Genomic DNA, 19,821 nt, shown 5'->3' on the forward strand with positions numbered 1-19,821 from the left:
ACTATATGCCTTTACTCCGCGGCACTCAATTGCAGCACAGCATTGGGCAGCAGATTGTGCTCGACAACGCAGAAATCCAACTCGATGCCGGTGACCGGGTCTGCCTGGTGGGACGCAACGGCAGCGGTAAATCTACCTTGCTGCGAATGATAGATGGCAGTTTAGCGCCGGATTCGGGAGAACTCTGGCGCCAGCCGGGCATTCGCATCGCGCGGATGGAGCAAAATCTGGATTTTGCCTCGGCGGATGACAGTGTTTACGACGTGGTCGCGGACGGTCTCGCAGAAATTGGTGGCCTGCTGAAGCGCTACCACCACCTCACGCTTCAGGAAATGGATGAGGCTGCACTTCGCGAGCTGGAGAGTCTGCAAAAGCAAATTGAGACGCTCGATGGCTGGCGTTTTCAGCAGCGTATTGAGTCCACCTTAAGCCGCTTGGAGTTGGCGCCTGAACTGGCCATTTCCTCGCTGTCGGGAGGCTGGTTGCGGCGAGTATCGCTGGCACGTGCCTTGGTTGGCGAGCCGGATATTCTGCTGTTGGACGAACCCACGAACCATCTGGATGTAGAGGGAATCCTCTGGCTGGAGCAATGTGTGAGGGGTTTTGCCGGTTGTGTTCTGTTTGTGACGCACGACCGGGCGCTGATCGAATCGCTGGCGAATCGTATTATTGAACTGGATCGCGGAGCACTGAAAAACTATCCCGGCAGTTATCAGCGTTATCTGGAGCAGCGCGAGCACGACCTGGCGGTGGAGGCTGAGCAAAACGCGCTGTTCGATAAGCGCTTGGCTCAGGAGGAAACCTGGATTCGGCAGGGTATCAAGGCCCGCCGCACCCGCAACGAGGGTCGAGTCCGCGCCCTGGAACAGATGCGCCGCGAGCGCGCCCAACGCCGGGAGCAGCAGGGACAGGCGAGCCTGACGGTGAATGTCGGCAACCAGACGGGAAAAATGGTTGCTGAGTTAACGGATGTCAGTTATCGGGTTGCCGACAAAACGCTGGTTAAAAACTTTAACCTGCTGATTAGTCGCGGCGACAAGCTGGCATTGATTGGGCCCAACGGCGCTGGAAAAACGACCCTGCTTCGGCTGGTCCTCGGTGAGCTGGCGCCTCAGGAGGGGAGTGTGCGTCAGGGCAGTAATCTCCAGGTGGCTTACTTTGATCAGTTGCGGGATCGGCTGGATCCGGATGCGCGTGTTGTGGATATCGTCGGCCAGGGTCGCGAATCGGTCACGATCAATGGGCGGGATCGCCACATTATGTCTTATCTCGGCGACTTCCTGTTTTCACCGGAACGCGCCCGCAGTCATTTCGGTGTGCTGTCGGGCGGCGAACGCGCCCGAGTGCAGCTGGCCTGCCTGTTTACTCAGCCGGCTAACGTACTGGTGATGGATGAGCCGACCAACGATCTGGATATGGAAACACTGGAGCTGCTGGAAAGCCTGCTGGTGGAGTTTTCTGGCACCGTCTTGCTGGTCAGCCACGACCGGGCCTTTGTCGACAGCGTGGCGAGCAGTTGTTTGTTGTTTGAAGGCAATGGCCAGATCAGTGAGCACATCGGCGGTTACCGGGAAGTCGCTGCTTATCAGGCCCGGCAGGCCAAACAGCAACTGGGCACTGAAAAGAGCGCGGTGTCTGAGCAGAGCAGTACTGGTCCCAGGGCAGACGCGCCGGTAAAGACCGCGCCACGCAAGAAGTTGAGTTATAAAGATCAGCGGGAGTTGGATGCCTTACCAGAGCGTATTGAGACGCTGGAGGCGGAGTTGGAGTCGCTGGCAGAACTCAGCGCAAGTGCTGAGTTTTACCAGCAGGATGCCGACAGCATTGCCGATACCATGGCAAAGATGACCGCTTTGCAGGAAGAGCTGGACAGCAGCATGGAGCGCTGGTTAGCGCTCTCTGAATAAGCCGCTAGTCGTGCTCGCTACTGACGCGCACTGCGAGCACGTCGCATTTGGCGCCGTGTAGCACCGCATTGGCGGTGGACCCCAGCAGAAGTGCCAGTCCTTTGCGGCCGTGACTGCCGACAATAATCAGATCGCAGTCCAGCTCTTTGCATAGGTCGTGAATCTGGGCCTCGGGACGCCCGGTAAGCAGGTGAATCTTGTCGTCGGGGATGTCAAACTGCCCGGCGTATTTTTTCAGCGTCTCTTCGGCCTGTTGTTGAAGCTCTTCCTGAATGCCGGAAAAGTCCATGGGAATATCGCCGCCATATGCCAGGCTCAATGGTTCTACAACGTGAATCAGGTGAAGTTCGGCTTGGTGTTGCCGAGCCATTGCCGCCGCGCGCTTGACGACGGGAATGGCTTCGTCGGAAATGTCGACGGCGGTGAGAATACGCTGGTAATTGGCCATACAGCCTCCTTAAATCTAGCCAGTCGAAAAAAGGCTATTAACAACTATGCAGTTCGTGCTGTCCAGTGTGAGGCAGTTTTTTGAGGATAACCATGTTCTGGATCATCGCTTCGCTGGTTTTGGCATTCATGCTGGCCCCAATTCTCTGGATTGTGCCCAGCCCTCGGCAGCGCCGACAAATGCGTTTGCGCGAGCGTGCTCGGGAATTGGGCATTACCGTACAAATCGCCACATTCCCGCAAACCCGGCGCCAGCGAGTGAGAAAGGAAGAGGAATATCAGGGCTTGGCTTACTGCATGGCCTTGCCCAAGGCGCGTGCAGCAGAACGTTGGCGATTCTGGCTGGATGCAGCCGCTCGGGAGGGCGAGGAATTTACACCACCTGCCGCCATAGCGGCTGCGATGCAGCGCGTGGCTGGTGAACTGCCGAATGATTGCCGGGTCGTGGAAGCCGGAGGGCGAATGCTGCGGGTCTGGTGGCGCGAAGCCAATGCCGAGGTAGCAACCGTTGAGGCATTGGCGGATTTGATGAACCGAATGATCGACGAGGATTTTGCCGATGAACAGTGAATCGACGCTGGCGCCAGGCCGCTATCGCCACTATAAAGGAGGGGAGTACCGGGTTTACGGTGTGGCCCGTCACAGTGAAACTGAAGAGCAGTTGGTTGTTTACCGCCCACTTTATGGCGATGGTGACTTGTGGGTCCGCCCATTGTCCATGTTTACGGAAGCCGTGGAAATTGCAGGCAATACGCAGCCTCGATTTGCGTTGCTGGAAGCGGAAACGGCGGACATTGGTCACAACATCTCCTGATTGGCAGCGGGCTCGGCCTTGACCCATAGGGGTTGAACACTTATATATGTCGCCTCGCACGCTGGCGCGTCACACATTCGCATTTCGCAGATTAAGGGAAACATGGGCAAATCACTGGTAATTGTGGAGTCACCGGCCAAGGCCAAAACGATCAATAAGTATCTGGGATCGGATTTTGTGGTGAAATCCAGCGTTGGCCATATCCGCGATCTGCCCACCAGCGGTAGCGGCAGCAGCTCGGTTGATCCCAAGGAGCGCGCGAAAGCGGCTGCCTTGACCCGTAAAATGTCACCGGAAGAGAAAGCGCAGCATAAAAAGAAGAAGGCGCGTGAACAGCTGGTTGCACGAATGGGCGTTGATCCCGAGCATGGCTGGGAGGCGCGCTATGAAATTCTGCCCGGCAAGGAAAAGGTGGTCAGCGAACTGAAGAAATTGGCTGAAAAGGCCGACACCATCTACCTCGCGACGGACCTTGACCGCGAAGGAGAGGCCATTGCCTGGCATTTGCGTGAAGCCATTGGTGGTGATCAGACTCGCTACAAGCGAGTGGTGTTTAACGAAATTACCAAAAAGGCGATTCAGGACGCCTTTTCTCAGCCTACCGAACTCGATATCAACCGTGTGAACGCCCAGCAGGCGCGCCGTTTCCTCGACCGGGTGGTCGGGTATATGGTCTCGCCACTGTTGTGGGCAAAAATCGCTCGAGGGCTGAGCGCGGGACGGGTGCAATCAGTGGCCGTTCGTCTGATTGTTGAGCGCGAGAAAGAGATTCGGGCCTTTGTTCCCGAGGAATACTGGCAAATTCACACTGATAACAGCGCCGAGGCCGGCAGTCTGCGCCTGGAGGTGAAGAAGCAGGGCGATAATGCCTTCCGTCCCGGCAATGAGCAAAGTGCCATGGCGGCGGTCGAGGCCTTGCAAAAAGCCGATTACGCGGTAACCGGGCGCGAAGATAAACCCACGCGCAGCAAACCGGGAGCTCCCTTCATTACCTCCACCTTGCAACAGGCCGCCAGTACCCGCCTGGGCTTTGGTGTGAAGAAAACCATGATGCTGGCGCAGCGGCTCTACGAAGCTGGCTACATCACTTACATGCGTACAGACTCGACAAATTTGAGCAACGATGCCGTTGCCGCTTGCCGGGACTATATCAGTGAGCATTTTTCCGATCGTTACCTGCCGGACCAACCGCAGCGCTACTCCAGTAAAGAGGGGGCTCAGGAAGCTCACGAGGCGATTCGTCCCTCAGACGTCAACGTCGAGCCCACTCAGCTCTCGGGCATGGAGCGGGACGCAGAGCGCTTGTATACCCTGATCTGGCGGCAGTTTGTGGCTTGTCAGATGGCGCCTGCGGAATTCACCAGTACGTCGATTATCGTTAAGGCGGGCGACTTTGAATTGCGTACCCGCGGGCGCGTCGTTCGATTTGACGGCTTTATGAAAGTGCAGCCTCCCGCGGCCAGTAAAAAGGAAGAAGATCAGGAGTTGCCCGATGTGAAGGTGGGTGACGCATTGCAGTTGGTCAAGGTTGACCCCAGCCAGCACTTCACCAAACCGGCACCGCGCTATACCGAAGCGGCCCTTGTCAAAGAGCTGGAAAAACGCGGTATAGGTCGTCCGTCAACCTATGCGGCGATTATTTCCACGATTCAGGATCGCGGTTACGTCAAGGTGGAAAACCGTCGCTTCTATGCAGAGAAGATGGGCGATATCGTCACCGACCGTCTCGTTGAAAGTTTCAGTAACCTCCTCGATTACAGTTTTACCGCACGCATGGAAGAGTCGCTGGACAGCGTCGCTTCCGGTGATCGTAACTGGAAAGCGCTGCTGGACGACTTTTACACGGCGTTCACGGAAAGCCTGGAAAAGGCCGGAGATGACGACGGTGGCATGCGCAGCAATCAGCCTACCGAAACAGATATCTCCTGTCCGAAGTGCGGTCGCAATATGCAAATTCGTACGGCGAGTACCGGCGTGTTTCTGGGCTGCTCGGGCTATTCACTGCCGCCAAAGGAGCGTTGCAAACAGACCATCAATCTCGTTCCTGGCGAGGAATTTGTGCGCATCGATGCGGATGACGACGAGGCGGAATCCCGCGTACTGCGCAGTATGCATCGTTGCAAGATCTGTAACACGGCAATGGAAAGCTACTTGATCGATGAGCAGCGCAAGCTGCACATCTGTGGCAACAACCCGGATTGCAGTGGCTACGAGGTCGAGCGCGGCACCTTCAAAGTGAAGGGCTATGACGGTCCGGTCATCGAGTGTGATAAATGCGGGGCCGATATGCAGCTGAAAACCGGCCGTTTCGGCAAGTATTTTGGCTGTACCAATGAGAACTGCAAGAATACCCGCAAATTGCTGCGCAATGGGGAGGCCGCGCCGCCGAAAATGGACCCTGTGTCCATGCCCGAATTGCGCTGTGAAAAAGTGGATGATCACTACGTGTTGCGCGATGGGGCGTCAGGGCTGTTCCTCGCCGCCAGCGGTTTCCCCAAGAATCGGGAGACCCGGGCGCCTCTGGTAAAAGAAATCCTCCCTCATCAGGCGGAAATTGACCCCAAATACAACTTCCTGTTCTCGGCGCCTGCTGAGGACGACGAAGGTCGCGATACGGTGATTCGCTACAGCCGTAAGACGAAAGAGCAGTACGTACAGTCAGAAGTTGAGGGAAAACCCAGCGGTTGGTCAGCCTTTTATGAAGGCGGGAAATGGGTGGCGAGAGTCAAAGCGAAAAAGACCAGCCGTAAGACATCAGACAAATAGGGCGGGACAGCATGTCGTCAGAAACCTACCGAGGGCAATGCAACCTCCATCTGTTTCTTGCCCGACAGTATTTGAACCAACTGACCGAGGGCAGTCGGGAAGAGTGGGGAGGGCATTTCCATCGGGCTTGTCTTGAATCCTGTCTCTGGCAACTGCGGCTGGCTTACGAGAGCCATTTAGCGGATTTGCTATTCCAGCAACCCCGGTTTCAGCAGGCGATTCCTATCGGTCGTTATTCGGCCCGCGTCCTCTCATCAGGTGAGCATCCGCCGGAAATAGCGGAACTGGCTGACAGGGAAAGCCATGACGCGCGACTCAAATGGGTATTGGAATACGCGTTTATCAATGCGCCCTCTGCGGTGCAGGCATCTTCCGGCGCACTTATTGCTTCTTCTCGCGGTGAGGATGACTCGCTGCAACGGAGCTGGGAGGCCCTGGAGTTCCTGAGTGATACCGTGAACCGGCATCGGGCGACGCTGCAGGAATACTGATTGGCCGGAGATAGGCTGCCTTTGTTACACTACCGGTCAACCCCGTTGTTCGGGCAAGATCGACTCAAGGGATATTCTGTGCTGTCTTATTTAGAACTGGTTGAATTGGCAAATGGCGATATTGTGCTGCAGCGCTCTGAGGGCGATGAGCAGCCGTTGGTGACCATTCGCTTTTCTGATGAGACCCGCAAGCAGATTCCGGGCTCATGCCTGGAGCTGGCCAGGGTTATGGTGCAGGCGGGGCTGGAAGCCGCGCAGATCATCAGCGATGACGTGGAAGATGATGTCGATGATGATGAAGACGCCATTGACGGCGTGTTGCCTCAATCTAAAACCGTGCATTGAGCACGGTTTCCTTTCTGTATACGTTCAATTAATCCTGTAAGTGGATTACCAGACATTCGGCCTGACCTGCCTTTGCAGCTTGGGTTAGCAGTTGTCGCTCGGCAGCTCCCAGTGAGCCTTTCAGTAACACCGCGACGGTGTGGCTCTTTCCGCGCTCAAGGGCACGAGCAGCGATATTGCAGAGGCTGCCTTCATTTACAACGACTTGCAGGATGCGCTGTCCTCGTTCAGGGCTGTTGGCGTCCAGTAGCGGTTTGACCGGCCGATCTGCAACCCAGCAAAGCCAGCGCGGATCGGTGCTCCCGCAGAGCTGGCCCAGCATGGCGGACAGCAGAGTGCGCGACAGTTGCGCCTGGCTGCTAAGGGTGATTTCCGTAATGTGCGCGTTGTCAGCCGGGTGCTGCTGATCAAAAAGAGGGCGTTGTTCAAAAGCCATGTTCAGTTTCCTCGACGCAATACGCCTACGCTCAGGCCTTCGATAGCAAAGTCCTGTTCACGCAGGTCAACTTCAATGGGGGCGTAGTCCGGGTTTTCCGCAATTAACAGCAAGCGGTGGTTACTTTTCTCTTTCTGCAGGCGCTTAACGGTAACTTCGTCACCGATTCTCGCGACAATAATCTGCCCGTTATGGGCAACGGGAGTGCGGTGAACGGCGAGGAGGTCGTTCTCGAAGATGCCCGCATTGATCATGCTGTCACCGCGAACACGAAGGAAATAGTCTGCAGCCGGGGTAAACAAATTTGGCGAGATGGCGCAGTGATCTTCGATGTGCTCCTCCGCGAGGATAGGGCTACCTGCTGCCACTTGACCCACAATGGGGATGCCGAGTTCTTCCGGAAGACGGATGCCACGAGAAGCGCCGGGAATGATTTCAATGGCGCCTTTTCTCGCCAGTGCCTTGAGATGTTCTTCCGCCGCATTGGGCGAGCGGAACCCCAGCTCCTTGGCAATATCTGCCCGCGTCGGAGGGTAGCCTGTGTCTTCAATATGGCTTTTGATAAGTTCGAGAACCTGAGCTTGTCTGGCAGTTAGCTTTTCCATAATCGCGGTCTGGTTATCTATACAGTAACTGTGAGTATATACAGTATTTTATCCAGTGCAAGCGCTGCCCTGTATTTTCTGAAGCGAGGGTATGGTGTGAAGAGGCCCGCCCCAGTAAAGCCGTGGGCGGGCAGAGGGGGGAGAGGGTTTCAGTAGTCGTCAAAAAGGCCGTTGACGACGTCAGTTTCTATTTCGTGTAAGGGGTTGCAGAGTTGTTCCGGTATTAAGCCGTCGCCCCAGTCGCGGTAGTCGTCGTCGCTGAGCTCAAAGGCATTACGCCAGTCCTCGGGTTCTTCGATACTCTGCAGGGCGAGCTGTCGCCAACTCTCCAGATCATATTCGCAAATCTCGCCATCAATCATTTGCACTTCGATGGTGTGTTCCCGGTCGTCGATCGCAACGACTTCAAACTGCTGGTCAGTTTCAAGGTCTTTGTACCAGCTGCCAACTTGAGGAGCTATGCTCGCCATAACGCTTGCCTCCTTTCTTCGACTTTTGCACCAAGCTATCACTTCCCCTTGGGGTGTCCAGTCGGTATTTGCGCGTCGATAACCGTGGTTTCTCCTTAGTGAATTATTGGATGCATGGCGAAATCCAAGCGCTTTCAGAGGGATGGCTACCTAAGTTAAACTGCTTTTCCCATTTTGACCGCGCTTTTTTAGTGCAGCCAGCTATAACGGACGCGGTCATAACAAATAATCTGTCTAGCGCGGAGGAACTGCGGTGCTGTCTCAGGACTGGCTAAAGGGTGTGGAGTTTTCTAATTACCCATGGCTTACAGAAGTCTTTATCGTCGTCTTGATCATGCTGACGGCCAACTTATTCGTCGGACGACTGCTCAATAAGCTGGCGGAGAAATTTGCCAGAACGCACAACCTCTGGGACGACGCCTTGTTGCTGGCGTCTCGCAAGCCACTAATTCTGATGATTTGGGTCGTTGGTGCCAGTCACGTACTGGAGATTATTGGCGAAAGTACGGATGCGGATATCTTTTCGGCGCTACAGCCCTTCCGCGCGGTAGCGGTAATGGCGATTCTTGGCTGGTTTTTGGTCAAGCTGGTTCGAGAGATAGAAACAGGGATTCTGTCGCGGGAATATGGCGACGACGATGAGCCCATCGACCAGACAACCGTCATGGCGCTCGGCAAGCTGGTGCGCAGCGCGGTGATTATCGTCGTAGTGCTGATGATTCTGCAGAACCTTGGCTACAGTATCTCCGGGGTGTTGGCCTTTGGGGGTATCGGCGGGATCGCGGTGGGCTTTGCCGCCAAGGATTTGCTGGCGAATTTCTTCGGTGGGTTGATGGTGTATCTCGATCGCCCGTTTTCTGTCGGAGACTGGATTCGGTCCCCCGACAAGAATATTGAGGGGACAGTGGAAAATATCGGCTGGCGGCAAACCCGCATACGGACCTTTGATCAGCGTCCGCTTTATGTGCCGAATGCCACCTTCACGCAGATTTCGGTTGAAAATCCCTCGCGCATGTTGAACCGCCGCATATATGAAACTATCGGTGTGCGCTATGACGATGCGAAGCATATTCCGGCGATTATCAGCAAGGTCCGGGAAATGCTGGCCAACCACCCCGAAATTGATACCCGCAAGACACTGATCGTCAATTTCAACAGCTTTAATGCGTCTTCACTCGATTTCTTTGTGTATACCTTCACAAAGACGACGCAGTGGGTGAAATACCATGAAATTAAGCAGGACATCCTGCTGAACATTCTCGAGATTGTTCATGAGCTGGGGGCCGATGTGGCTTACCCAACCAGTACTATCAAAATGGACCCGGTACAAATAGAGCGTGTTGCTCGCGATGGCAGCGAAGCAGGAGACATTGAGAATGCCTAAAACGATTGCGGTGATCGGTGGAACGGGCTTGTGCGATTGGCCCGGCGCGGAGTTGTTGGGTACCCGCGAGGTGGAGACTGCCTACGGTGCCCCGAGCGCGCCGATTCATCAGATGAGATACAAGGGCGCGGAATTTCTGTTTCTGCCCCGTCACGGTGTGGGGCACTCGCTGCCGCCGCACGCGATCAACTACCGGGCCAATATTCAAGCGCTGAAAGACGCCGGTGCGGGTGAGATTATTGCAGTGAACGCAGTGGGTGGCATCAGTGAGCGCTTTGTTGCGGGGGTAATTGCCTTGCCGGAGCAGATTAATGATTACACTTGGGGGCGCGAGCACACGTTCTACGATGGCCGGGATGGCAATGTCCAACACATCGATTTTAGTTACCCCTATTGCGAAGAGTTACGCCTGCGATTGTGTGCCGCAGCCCAGACGGCGGATATTGATGTCGAGCCCTATGGTACCTATGCGGTAACACAGGGGCCGCGCCTGGAAACGGCGGCGGAAATTCAACGCTTGGCGCGAGACGGCAATGATATGGTGGGGATGACAGCCATGCCTGAGGCTGCGCTTGCCAGAGAGGCCGGGCTGGATTATGCCTCGGTGTGTCTGGTGGTTAATCCGGGTGCCGGATTGAGCGACACCCTGATTACGATGGAAGATATTCAGGCCGTTATCGATACCGGCATGCTGCAGGTCAAATCACTGCTGGCTCAGTGTATCCTCAGCCACGGTTGAAGTTTGGGGCTTGCTGATCATGATCAGCAGGCCAAACAGCGGGTTATCGATATAGTGAAGCTCATCGCTGCGCATGCGGCGTTCTTCACTCATCACTACGATCCGTTCTACCGGCTCGGCGCCTACCGGAATGACCGGTTGGCTGGGCGCGTTATCTTCAATACTCATGTCTGTGCCAGGGAATTCCACCAGTGCCTCCTGCGGGGGGAGGGTGTCTTCCTGCGGGATCTCCACTTCCTCGTCAATCGGCTGATGGCGGTTGGGCCGTCTGGGCAAGTAGTAATTGCCCTGCTGGTAGCCAAAGCGCGAAAGCCAGAGTTGTGGCTCGGCATACAGATAGCGCTCCAGCGCGATACGAACATAGCCTTCCAACTCATAGTGCTCGCCGTAGCGCTCCCCCCCTTGAATAAGAACCGCCGGTGCGCGTTTTCTGGGCTCTAAATCCTGTATCCAGCTCAGTTGGGTCAGTATGCGATAACGCGATGACAGCTTTAGAGAGCGCAGGGCCTTGGCAAACTGTGGGTGGTTGGTGCCGACACGGCTGAGGTTCGCTTCCCCTTGGTTGTTCAGCCGGACCCAGTCGTGGGGGTAGCGCAGGTGAAGATTGTCTGGCCAGACCTCGGCCTGTTGTGCGGCAGGATCGGTGTTGGCATAAACCACCAGATCGATCTGATAGCGCCCGTCGGGCTGAGCCAGCGCGCCCGCACTGAGCAGTGTGGCGAACAGGAGGGCGAAGAAGCGTTGGCGATGCATAGTGGGAATCTCTTTCCTTGTCACGAGAGGCGCTCGGCCTATGTTGTACTGGGTGCAAGCAGATCAAGCAAGCGTTCCACTGCCTCAATGCGCTGTTCTGCGGCCTCCGTCTGCTCTTTAAAGCGCAGCGCATTGGCGCCGTCGAGCTGGTAGCGTGCAGCATTTTTCTGCACCAGTTGCACAATGTTGATGGGCTCAACCTTTGTGTCGTCGGCAAACTCTATACGACCGCCCGCGCCGGATGCCTCGATTTTACTCAGGCCTATGGCGATAGCGCGCAACCGCAATTCAGCACAGCGGAACAGGTGTTTACAGGGCTCCGGCAACAGCCCGAACCGGTCGATCATTTCTACTTGCAGCTCCCGCAATTCGTCGCGGCTGTCGGCGCTGGCGACGCGCTTGTACAGCATCAGTCGCTCCTGGACATCCGGCAGATAATCATCGGGAATGAGGGCCGGAATACGCAGATTGACTTCAGTATGATCGCTCTGGTTGGACTCAAGGTCGACGGTTTTCCCGTCTTTAATGGCTTTCACCGCGCGATCCAGCATTTCCATATACAAGCTGAAACCGATGGAGTGAATCTGTCCGCTCTGGCCTTCTCCCAGCAGTTCCCCGGCGCCGCGAATTTCCATGTCGTGGGTAGCCAGTGTGAAGCCTGCGCCAAGGTCGTCTGCTTCGCTGATTGCCGTGAGGCGTTTTTCGGCGTCGCGGGTCAGTTGCTTCTGTGGTGGCGTCAGCAAATAGGCGTAGGCTTGGTGGTGGGAGCGACCGACGCGTCCCCGCAACTGGTGCAGTTGCGCCAGGCCAAATTTGTCGGCGCGCTCGATAATAATGGTGTTGGCATTCGGAACGTCGATGCCGGTTTCGATAATCGTCGAGCACAGCAGCACATTGTGCCGCTTGTGATAGAAGTCGCTCATCACCTGCTCAAGCTCGCGCTCGCGCATTTGGCCGTGGCCGATGCCAATGCGTAGATCGGGCAGCAGCGCCTGCAGGTCACGGGCGGTTTTCTCGATGGTTTTGACTTCATTGTGCAGGTAATACACCTGACCGCCGCGTAATACCTCTCGGAGAATGGCCTCTTTGATCAGTGCCTCATCGCGTTCGCGTACAAAGGTTTTTACCGACAGGCGCCGCGCGGGCGGCGTGGCAATGATCGAAAGGTCGCGAATGCCCGACATGGACATATTCAGTGTGCGGGGAATCGGGGTGGCCGTCAGGGTCAGCACATCGACTTCGGCACGAAGATTTTTCAATGCTTCTTTCTGGCGAACGCCAAAGCGGTGCTCTTCGTCGATGATCACCAATCCGAGATTGGCATAGCGAATGTCGCTGCTCAGCAGTTTGTGCGTGCCGATCAGGATATCAATCTTGCCTGCCTGCAAATCCTTGATCACGGCCTGTTGCTCGGCCGCGGTGCGGAAGCGCGACAGTACTTCTATTTTGAAGGGCCAGTCTGCAAAGCGGTCTCGGAAGGATTCGTAGTGCTGTTGAGCGAGCAGGGTGGTGGGGACCAGAATTGCCACCTGGCTGCTGTTCTGTACCGCAATAAAGGCGGCGCGCACCGCGACTTCCGTTTTGCCGAAGCCCACGTCGCCACAGACTAATCGGTCCATGGGTTGTTCGGAGCGCAAGTCTCTCAGAACAGCGTCGATAGCAGCTTGCTGATCCGGTGTTTCCTCGAAAGGGAAGGCGTCGGCAAATTGCTGATAGTCGTTATCAATGTCGAAGGCTCGGCCTTTGCGCGCTTCGCGCCGGGCATAGATGTCCAGCAATTCTGCCGCCACATCGCGAATTTTCTCTGCGGCTTTGCGTTTGCTGCGACTCCACTGGTCACTGCCCAGTTTGTGGAGCGGCGCGAGTTCGTCGTCGGCGCCGGTGTAGCGGCTGATCAACTGCAGGGCTGATACCGGTACATAGAGCTTGGCGCCGTCAGCATATTCCAGGGTCAGGAATTCATTGCTTTCATTGTCCACATCCAGGCGCTGCAAACCCAGATATCGCCCCACGCCGTGATCGGCGTGCACAACAGGGGCGCCGATACGGAGTTCGGCGAGATTTCTAACCACCGCTTCCGCATTGCCGGTGGTTTTGCGTCGCCGGCGACTCTGCGCGACGCGTCGGCCGAAGAGCTGAGCTTCGGCAACCACGGCAAACGGTGTTGGCTGGCTGAATGCCAGGCTGTCTTCAAGGGCGGCGGTGGTAATGGCCAGCGCTTGAGTGCCGTCGGCAAAGTCCCGCCAGCAATCGACCGTGGCGGGATGAAGATGATTGCGTTTGAGCAGGTCGATCAGGGCTTCGCGGCGGCCGGCAGATTCGGCGCAGAGCAAAATGCGATGGGTTTCCGCATAGGCGCGGAGCGCGCGTATCGGATCGCTGGCGCGCGCGTCAACATCCAGTGGCGGCAGCGTCTCGCTGGCCAGGTTCAGCTCCGGACGACTGCTTGCCTCGTGGCTCAGGCGCAGTCGTGGATAGGTTTTTAGCGCGGCGAATAATTCCGGTACCGGAATGAATAGCTCGGCGGGGCTGAGCACGGGGCGCTGGGTGTCGCCACTGCGCTGCTCATAGCGGTGGTGAATATCTTGCCAGTAGTGCTCTGCGGCGGCTTCAATACCGTCGGCGCGCAACACGGCAATGCTCTCGGGCAGGTAGTCAAACAGGCTGCCGCACTGCTCAAAGAACAGTGGCAAGTAGTATTCGACCCCGGCGGGGGCAATGCCGCTGCTCACGTCCTGATAGACCGGACATTTTCGATGGTCCACATTGAAGCGCTCATGCCAGCGGCGCCGGAACCCCGCAATACCGTCGTCGTCCAGCGGAAATTCGCGGCCGGGGAGCAGGTCGATGCGCGTTACCTGTTCCAGGCTGCGTTGGTTCTCGGGGTCGAAGCTGCGCAGGCTGTCGATCTCGTCGTCCAGCAGGTCGAGGCGGTAGGGCAGTGGGCTGCCCATGGGGAAGATGTCCAGCACCGCGCCGCGAAGGGCGTATTCGCCGTGCTGATAGACGGTGTTGACGTTGTTATAGCCGCGTTTTTCCAGGTCCCGTCGGAAATCCGCCAGGTCGAGCTGCTGCCCTCGCGTCAATTGGAGGCTGCGACCGTTGACGTAGTCGGTGGGGGCAATACGCTGCATTAAAGACGTGATGGGGGCGATGACAATGCCCTGCTGCAGCGAGCTGATCTCAGTAAGGCAGCGCAGCCGCTCAGAGATAATGTCTTCATGGGGAGAGAAATTGTCGTACGGCAGGGTTTCCCAGTCAGGCAGCAACTTGATATCCAGACCATCCGCGTAAAACTGCAGCGCCTGCTCCAGTCGGTATGCCTCGGCGGTGCTCGACGCGATCATCAGCAGGGGCTGCTCCAGCTGCTGCGCCAAGCGGCTGGCGACCAGGGCCTGACTGCCGGGCGGAATGCCGCCGAGGTTGAGGCTTTGTTGCGGGCTGAGCTGAAGAGAGTCGGGCAGTGCTATCACAGGTACAGTCGTCGGTGATGGGAAGGGCGGGCATTGTAACGTGCAGAGGCTTTTCCTCGTAACCCCGAGGATGGCGTCAAAATGCGCGTAAATCGTTCGACATTGGTAGCAGTTGGCCTTGCAGAGCCTTGATAAGCGCCCCTCGAATAAAGATAATACGCGCTCCAATTTTCCCCCTCCGACAGCAAAGGGTACCCGCCGTGACAGAGAGAAGACGAGAGCGTCCTGATGATTACTTCGCCGACTGGAAAGAGCGCGAAGCATTGGCCGAGGGGATGATTCCCCTGATCGGTAAGCTCTACCGCAACAACAACGTCAAAACCTACATCTACGGAAAGAATCTGGTCAATCTGTCAGTGCTGGATATCATGCAAGCGCACCGCTTTGTGCGTCAGGTCGAGCAAAACGAACTGTCGGAGTTTGAAACCTTTCCGGTGATTCAGGCGCTGGCTGCACTGGACCTGGGTACGGCCCATATTGATGCTGGCCGTATTGCGGTTGCCTACGAGGCCGAAGGCAAGCCGGCTGGGAAGTCGGTTGATGAATTTGTCCGCAGTCAGGTTGCCGATCTGGTCGGTGGTGACAAAGAACTGACCCGTCCACCCCGCGATGTGGTGCTGTATGGCTTTGGCCGTATCGGTCGTTTGATGGCGCGCCTGTTGGTCGAGAAAGCCGGCGGCGGTGACAACCTGCGCCTGCGCGCGGTGGTTGTACGCCAGGGCGGTGCTGAAAATGATCTGGTCAAGCGCGCCTCGCTGCTGCGCCGCGACTCGGTTCACGGTCCTTTCAATGGCACCATTCGTGTCGATGAAGAGCGCCAGTCTTTTGTGGCCAACGGTGTGGAAGTGAAGGTGATCTACGCCAACAGCCCCGAGGAAGTGGATTACACCCAATACGGCATCAACGATGCCATCCTGGTTGATAACACCGGCAAATGGCGCGACAGCGAAGGTCTGTCGATCCATCTGTCTCGCCCCGGCATTTCTAAAGTGATTCTGACGGCGCCCGGCAAAGGTGATATGAAGAATATCGTTGCCGGCGTCAATAATGAGCAGATTCTCGACAGCGATACCATTATTTCTGCCGCCAGCTGTACCACTAACGCCATCGCGCCGCCGCTGAAAGTGCTGGACGACCGTTTTGGTATTGAGAGTGGTCACGTTGAGACGGTTCACTCGTACACCAATGACCAGAACCTGATCGACAACTACCACAAGGGCAACCGTCGTGGTCGCAGTGCACCGCTGAACATGGTTATCTCTGAAACCGGTGCGGCCAAAGCGGTAGGTAAAGTGTTGCCACAAATGCTGGGCAAATTGAGCGGCAATGCGATCCGAGTGCCGACGCCCAACGTTTCGCTGGCCATTCTGTCGCTCAATCTGAAAACCGCAACAACGGTTGAAGAGCTGAATGAGCATATGCGTCAGGCGGCGCTGCACTCTCCGCTGCGCAAGCAAATTGACTACTCGAACTCGCCGGAAGTGGTTTCCAGTGATTTCGTCGGCTCGCGTCACGCCTGTGTGTTTGACAGTGAAGCCACTATTGTTAATGGCACTCACGCCATCCTCTACTGCTGGTACGACAACGAGTTCGGTTACAGCTGTCAGGTACACCGGATCCTCGAGCAGATGGCCGGGGTCAAGTACGCGGTGTACCCCGCCGAATAAGTCGCGCCAACGGCCAGTTTCGCATTGCGTTGCTGGCCGTTTTGCATAGAGGACTGGCCGCATCGGCCAGTTTCGCCGTGACAGCCGATAGCCGGAGTCTATATACTTGCGGCAATTTTTTTAGTGGGTGGCGCTGATCATCCACCGCCGGTGTGCCCGTCTGCCCCGGATTCGCAGAATTTTATTTTTCGCGTTCAACCATAAGAGTGTCAGAGAGTCTTATGATCAAAATCTCCAGGGGCTTAGATGTGCCCATATCCGGCGCGCCTGAACAGCGCATCGAGCCAGGGCCAAAAGCCCGCTCGGTGGCGTTGATCGGCTTCGATTATGTCGGCATGAAGCCGACAATGGCGGTAAAAGTGGGTGATCGGGTGAAAACCGGTCAACTGCTTTTTACCGACAAGAAGACCGAAGGCGTACGTTACACCGCTCCAGCAACCGGTGTGGTTTCTGCCATTAACCGCGGTGAAAAGCGGGTGCTGCAATCGGTCGTGATCGATGTTGAAGATGACGAGTTCGAGAGCTTTGCCAGCTATTCTGCTGCAGAACTGTCGGGGCTGAGCCGCGATCAGGTTGCCGAAAATCTTCAGCAATCCGGTCTGTGGACGGCATTGCGCACGCGTCCTTTCAGCAAAGTGCCTGCACTGGATGCCAAGCCTGCTGCGATCTTCGTGACAGCCATCGACACGCATCCGCTGGCGGCAGATCCCGCAGTGGTGATTGCCGAAGCCGCAGAAGACTTCAGCCACGGTTTGGAAGTGCTGTGCAAGCTGACCGATGGCAAAGTCCACCTCTGTGTGGCGCCAGGCAGCAATGTGCCCGCGCTGGATAACAGCCAGCTCCACGTGACCGAGTTTGCGGGTGGACACCCTGCGGGCCTGGTCGGCACGCACATGCATTTTCTCGAAGGCGCCAGCCTCAACAAGCAGCTGGTTTCTGTCGGCTATCAAGATGTGATTGCCATTGGTCGTTTGTTCACCACAGGTAAACTCAGCACTGAGCGTGTGGTTGCACTCGCCGGCCCGCAAGTAGAGCAGCCGCGGCTGCTGCGCACCCGTCTGGGCGCCAGCCTGGAAGAGCTTTGCGCCGGGCAGCTTAAAGCGGGTGAGAATCGCTTGATCTCCGGTTCTATCCTGGGCGGTCGCACGGCGCGCGGCGCTCTCGCGTATCTGGGGCGCTACCACAATCAGGTCAGCGTGCTGCTGGAAGGCGTGCAGCGTGAATTCATGGGTTGGTTGTCGCCGGGAGCGAACAAGCACTCGACACTGCGTATTTATCTCTCGCAGTTCATGAAGAAGGCGCTGCCGTATACCACCAATACCAATGGCAGTGAGCGGGCGATGGTGCCCGTGGGCGCTTACGAGCGCGTGATGCCCTTGGACATCCTGCCGACTCAGTTGCTGCGCGCACTGATTGTGGGTGACACGCAGATGGCTCAAGACTTGGGCTGTCTGGAGTTGGATGAAGAAGATTTGGCGCTGTGTACCTATGTTTGCCCTGGCAAATATGAATACGGCCCGATTCTCCGTGACAATCTCAGCCGCATCGAGAAGGAGGGGTAAATCATGGGTCTGCGATCACTGTTAGACAATCTTGAGCCGCATTTCGAAAAAGGCGGCCGCTTTGAAAAGTGGTATGCGCTGTATGAAGCAGTAGACACCATTTTTTATTCACCGGGTTCTGTGACCAAAACCACGGCACACGTTCGCGATGGCGTTGATCTCAAGCGCATCATGATCACCGTGTGGTTCTGTGCCTTCCCAGCGATGTTCTTCGGTATGTGGAACATCGGCTTTCAGGCCAATACCATCATGGCTGAGGCCGGACTTGCCGCCGGTGAGGGCTGGCGTCACGTTATGATCGGCATGTTTGCCGGATACGATCCCAGCAGTCTTTGGGATAACTTCTGGCATGGCTTCTGGTTCTTTATCCCCGTTTACGCCGTAACCTTTGTGGTCGGCGGCTTCTGGGAAGTGCTGTTCGCCATGAAGCGCGGGCACGAAGTGAACGAGGGCTTCTTCGTTACCTCCATTCTGTTCGCCCTGATTTGCCCGCCATCGATTCCCTTGTGGCAAGTGGCGCTGGGTATCAGTTTCGGCGTTGTTGTGGGTAAAGAAGTCTTTGGCGGTACGGGCAAAAACTTCCTCAACCCCGCGCTGACTGGACGTGCGTTCCTGTTCTTCGCTTACCCTGCACAACTGTCGGGTGATGCGGTGTGGACCGCAGTAGATGGCTACACCGGCGCCACAGCGCTGTCGGTCGCGGCTAGCGAAGGCATGGCCGCACTGCAGCAAAACCTGACCTGGTTCGACGCTTTCACCGGCAATATGCATGGCTCCATGGGTGAAGTTTCTACTATCGCTATTTTGATCGGTGGTGCGGTGCTGCTGTGGACCGGCATTGCCTCCTGGCGCATTGTGCTGGGTGTGTTCAGTGGCATGGTTGCTTTGTCGCTGCTGTTCAACTCCGTTGGCGGTGAAAACCCCATGATGGCGATGCCCTGGTACTGGCACTTTGTGCTGGGCGGCTTTGCTTTCGGGATGATCTTTATGGCGACTGATCCTGTGTCAGCAGCTATGACGAACACCGGCAAATTTATATTTGGTCTGTTGATTGGTGCCATGGTGGTACTGATTCGCGTGGTTAACCCGGCCTTCCCAGAGGGCATGATGCTGGCGATTCTGTTCGGCAACTTGTTCGCGCCCCTGATTGACCACTTCGTGGTTCAGGCAAATATCAAACGGAGGTTGGCACGTGGCTAATAACGACAGTATTCAAAAAACGCTGCTGGTCGCGGTAACACTCTGTATTGTCTGCGCACTGGTAGTTTCTTCGGCAGCGGTGCTGCTCAAGCCGGCTCAGGTTGCCAACAAAGCGCTGGATCGCAAAGCGAATATTCTTGCAGCAGCGGGAATGTTGAGTGCCGACGAAAGTGTAGAGAAGCAATTTGAGAAGGTAACGACTCGCATTGTGAATCTGCAAACAGGCAAATTCAGCGATCAATACAGCCCGGACGGCTTTGAGCAGTCTCAGATTGCCAAAGATCCGGCGACTTCCATCGCTCTGGGCGAAGACGACACCGCCAAGATCAAGCGTCGCGAGAATTTCGCGGTGGTGTATATGGTCGAGCATGACGGTGAGCTGGATAAGATCATTCTGCCGGTTCGCGGTGCAGGTCTGTGGTCGACACTCTACGGTTTCCTGGCTTTGGAAAACGACCTGAATACCGTAGCGGGTCTCGGCTTTTACGAGCATGGCGAAACCCCCGGACTGGGTGGCGAAGTCGACAATCCCAAATGGAAAGCACTTTGGCCCGGTAAGGAAGTTTACGACGACGGCCAAGTCGCCATTGAGCTGATCAAGGGCAGTGTTGATGCATCGACGCGCAATGCTGAAAACAAAGTGGATGGCTTGAGCGGTGCAACACTGACCAGCCGCGGCGTGAGTAACCTGGTTCAATTCTGGATGGGCGACAATGGCTACAAGCTCTTCCTGAAAAATCTGCGTGCAGGGGAGGCCTAAGT

18 protein-coding genes are annotated in these 19,821 nt (G+C 56.4%); 12 read left to right on the forward strand and 6 right to left on the reverse strand.

What is annotated here, in order from left to right:
- The first annotated feature begins 5 nt into the window (after positions 1-5).
- Positions 6-1,907 carry an ATP-binding cassette domain-containing protein gene (locus tag G411_RS0115270; protein ID WP_022960089.1) on the forward strand — a complete coding sequence of 634 codons (1,902 nt, stop codon included), beginning with the start codon at positions 6-8 and terminating at the stop codon, positions 1,905-1,907.
- A gap of 4 nt (positions 1,908-1,911) precedes the next feature.
- On the opposite strand, the gene G411_RS0115275 is transcribed toward G411_RS0115270, so the two are convergent.
- On the reverse strand, positions 1,912-2,355 hold the full coding sequence (locus G411_RS0115275) for a universal stress protein (protein ID WP_022960090.1): 444 nt from the start codon (positions 2,353-2,355) through the stop codon (positions 1,912-1,914).
- 92 nt (positions 2,356-2,447) lie between these two features.
- Here G411_RS0115275 and G411_RS0115280 point away from each other — a divergent pair, with 92 nt between their 5' ends.
- The 5 genes from G411_RS0115280 (at position 2,448) to G411_RS20785 (ending at position 6,770) form a co-directional block, all read left to right on the forward strand.
- Complete coding sequence (locus G411_RS0115280) at positions 2,448-2,924, forward strand: hypothetical protein (protein ID WP_022960091.1); 477 nt, start codon at positions 2,448-2,450, stop codon at positions 2,922-2,924.
- Complete coding sequence (locus G411_RS0115285) at positions 2,914-3,168, forward strand: DUF1653 domain-containing protein (RefSeq protein ID WP_022960092.1); 255 nt, start codon at positions 2,914-2,916, stop codon at positions 3,166-3,168. The genes G411_RS0115280 and G411_RS0115285 overlap by 11 nt, the downstream gene beginning before the upstream one ends.
- A gap of 102 nt (positions 3,169-3,270) precedes the next feature.
- Complete coding sequence (topA, locus tag G411_RS20780; protein WP_022960093.1) at positions 3,271-5,934, forward strand: type I DNA topoisomerase; 2,664 nt, start codon at positions 3,271-3,273, stop codon at positions 5,932-5,934.
- 11 nt (positions 5,935-5,945) lie between these two features.
- On the forward strand, positions 5,946-6,425 hold the full coding sequence (locus G411_RS0115295) for a hypothetical protein (RefSeq protein WP_022960094.1): 480 nt from the start codon (positions 5,946-5,948) through the stop codon (positions 6,423-6,425).
- A 78-nt stretch (positions 6,426-6,503) separates the two neighbouring features.
- The gene (locus G411_RS20785; RefSeq protein WP_022960095.1) at positions 6,504-6,770 is read left to right on the forward strand and encodes a hypothetical protein; all 267 of its coding nucleotides are present in this window, start codon (positions 6,504-6,506) and stop codon (positions 6,768-6,770) included.
- 28 nt (positions 6,771-6,798) lie between these two features.
- Here G411_RS20785 and G411_RS0115305 read toward each other — a convergent pair whose 3' ends face one another.
- The 3 genes from G411_RS0115305 to G411_RS0115315 form a co-directional block, all read right to left on the reverse strand.
- Entirely contained in the window at positions 6,799-7,206 is a 408-nt protein-coding gene (locus tag G411_RS0115305) for a hypothetical protein (protein ID WP_022960096.1), read from the reverse strand.
- A gap of 2 nt (positions 7,207-7,208) precedes the next feature.
- A complete protein-coding gene (lexA, locus tag G411_RS0115310) occupies positions 7,209-7,811 on the reverse strand; it encodes a transcriptional repressor LexA (protein ID WP_028968499.1) in 603 nt (200 codons plus the stop codon).
- Positions 7,812-7,960: 149 nt separating this feature from the next.
- Positions 7,961-8,281 (reverse strand): DUF6763 family protein, encoded by a 321-nt coding sequence (locus G411_RS0115315; protein WP_022960097.1) that lies wholly within the window; start codon positions 8,279-8,281, stop codon positions 7,961-7,963.
- Positions 8,282-8,615: 334 nt separating this feature from the next.
- Here G411_RS0115315 and G411_RS20790 point away from each other — a divergent pair, with 334 nt between their 5' ends.
- Positions 8,616-9,665, forward strand: a complete 1,050-nt coding sequence (locus G411_RS20790) for a mechanosensitive ion channel family protein (protein WP_084495622.1) — start codon at positions 8,616-8,618, stop codon at positions 9,663-9,665.
- On the forward strand, positions 9,658-10,404 hold the full coding sequence (locus G411_RS0115325) for an S-methyl-5'-thioinosine phosphorylase (RefSeq protein ID WP_022960099.1): 747 nt from the start codon (positions 9,658-9,660) through the stop codon (positions 10,402-10,404). The genes G411_RS20790 and G411_RS0115325 overlap by 8 nt, the downstream gene beginning before the upstream one ends.
- Here G411_RS0115325 and G411_RS0115330 read toward each other — a convergent pair.
- Both G411_RS0115330 and mfd read right to left on the reverse strand, forming a co-directional pair.
- On the reverse strand, positions 10,369-11,157 hold the full coding sequence (locus tag G411_RS0115330; protein WP_022960100.1) for a CsiV family protein: 789 nt from the start codon (positions 11,155-11,157) through the stop codon (positions 10,369-10,371). The genes G411_RS0115325 and G411_RS0115330 overlap by 36 nt on opposite strands.
- Before the next feature lie 38 nt (positions 11,158-11,195).
- Positions 11,196-14,630 carry a transcription-repair coupling factor gene (gene mfd / locus G411_RS0115335; RefSeq protein ID WP_022960101.1) on the reverse strand — a complete coding sequence of 1,145 codons (3,435 nt, stop codon included), beginning with the start codon at positions 14,628-14,630 and terminating at the stop codon, positions 11,196-11,198.
- Between the two features lie 200 nt (positions 14,631-14,830).
- Between mfd and G411_RS0115340 the strand changes: the two genes are divergently transcribed.
- From G411_RS0115340 to G411_RS20795, 4 genes are all read left to right on the forward strand, one after another.
- Positions 14,831-16,297 carry a glyceraldehyde-3-phosphate dehydrogenase gene (locus G411_RS0115340; RefSeq protein WP_028968500.1) on the forward strand — a complete coding sequence of 489 codons (1,467 nt, stop codon included), beginning with the start codon at positions 14,831-14,833 and terminating at the stop codon, positions 16,295-16,297.
- Positions 16,298-16,518: 221 nt separating this feature from the next.
- Positions 16,519-17,859: a Na(+)-translocating NADH-quinone reductase subunit A gene (locus G411_RS0115345; RefSeq protein WP_022960103.1), complete on the forward strand. Its 1,341-nt coding sequence runs from the start codon at positions 16,519-16,521 to the stop codon at positions 17,857-17,859.
- A 3-nt stretch (positions 17,860-17,862) separates the two neighbouring features.
- Complete coding sequence (locus tag G411_RS0115350; protein WP_022960104.1) at positions 17,863-19,059, forward strand: NADH:ubiquinone reductase (Na(+)-transporting) subunit B; 1,197 nt, start codon at positions 17,863-17,865, stop codon at positions 19,057-19,059.
- Positions 19,052-19,819, forward strand: a complete 768-nt coding sequence (locus tag G411_RS20795) for a Na(+)-translocating NADH-quinone reductase subunit C (RefSeq protein WP_022960105.1) — start codon at positions 19,052-19,054, stop codon at positions 19,817-19,819. Before G411_RS0115350 ends, G411_RS20795 begins: the two co-directional genes overlap by 8 nt.
- Positions 19,820-19,821: the final 2 nt, after the last annotated feature.

The sequence above is a fragment of the Spongiibacter tropicus DSM 19543 genome, assembly GCF_000420325.1.
Classification (GTDB): domain Bacteria; phylum Pseudomonadota; class Gammaproteobacteria; order Pseudomonadales; family Spongiibacteraceae; genus Spongiibacter; species Spongiibacter tropicus.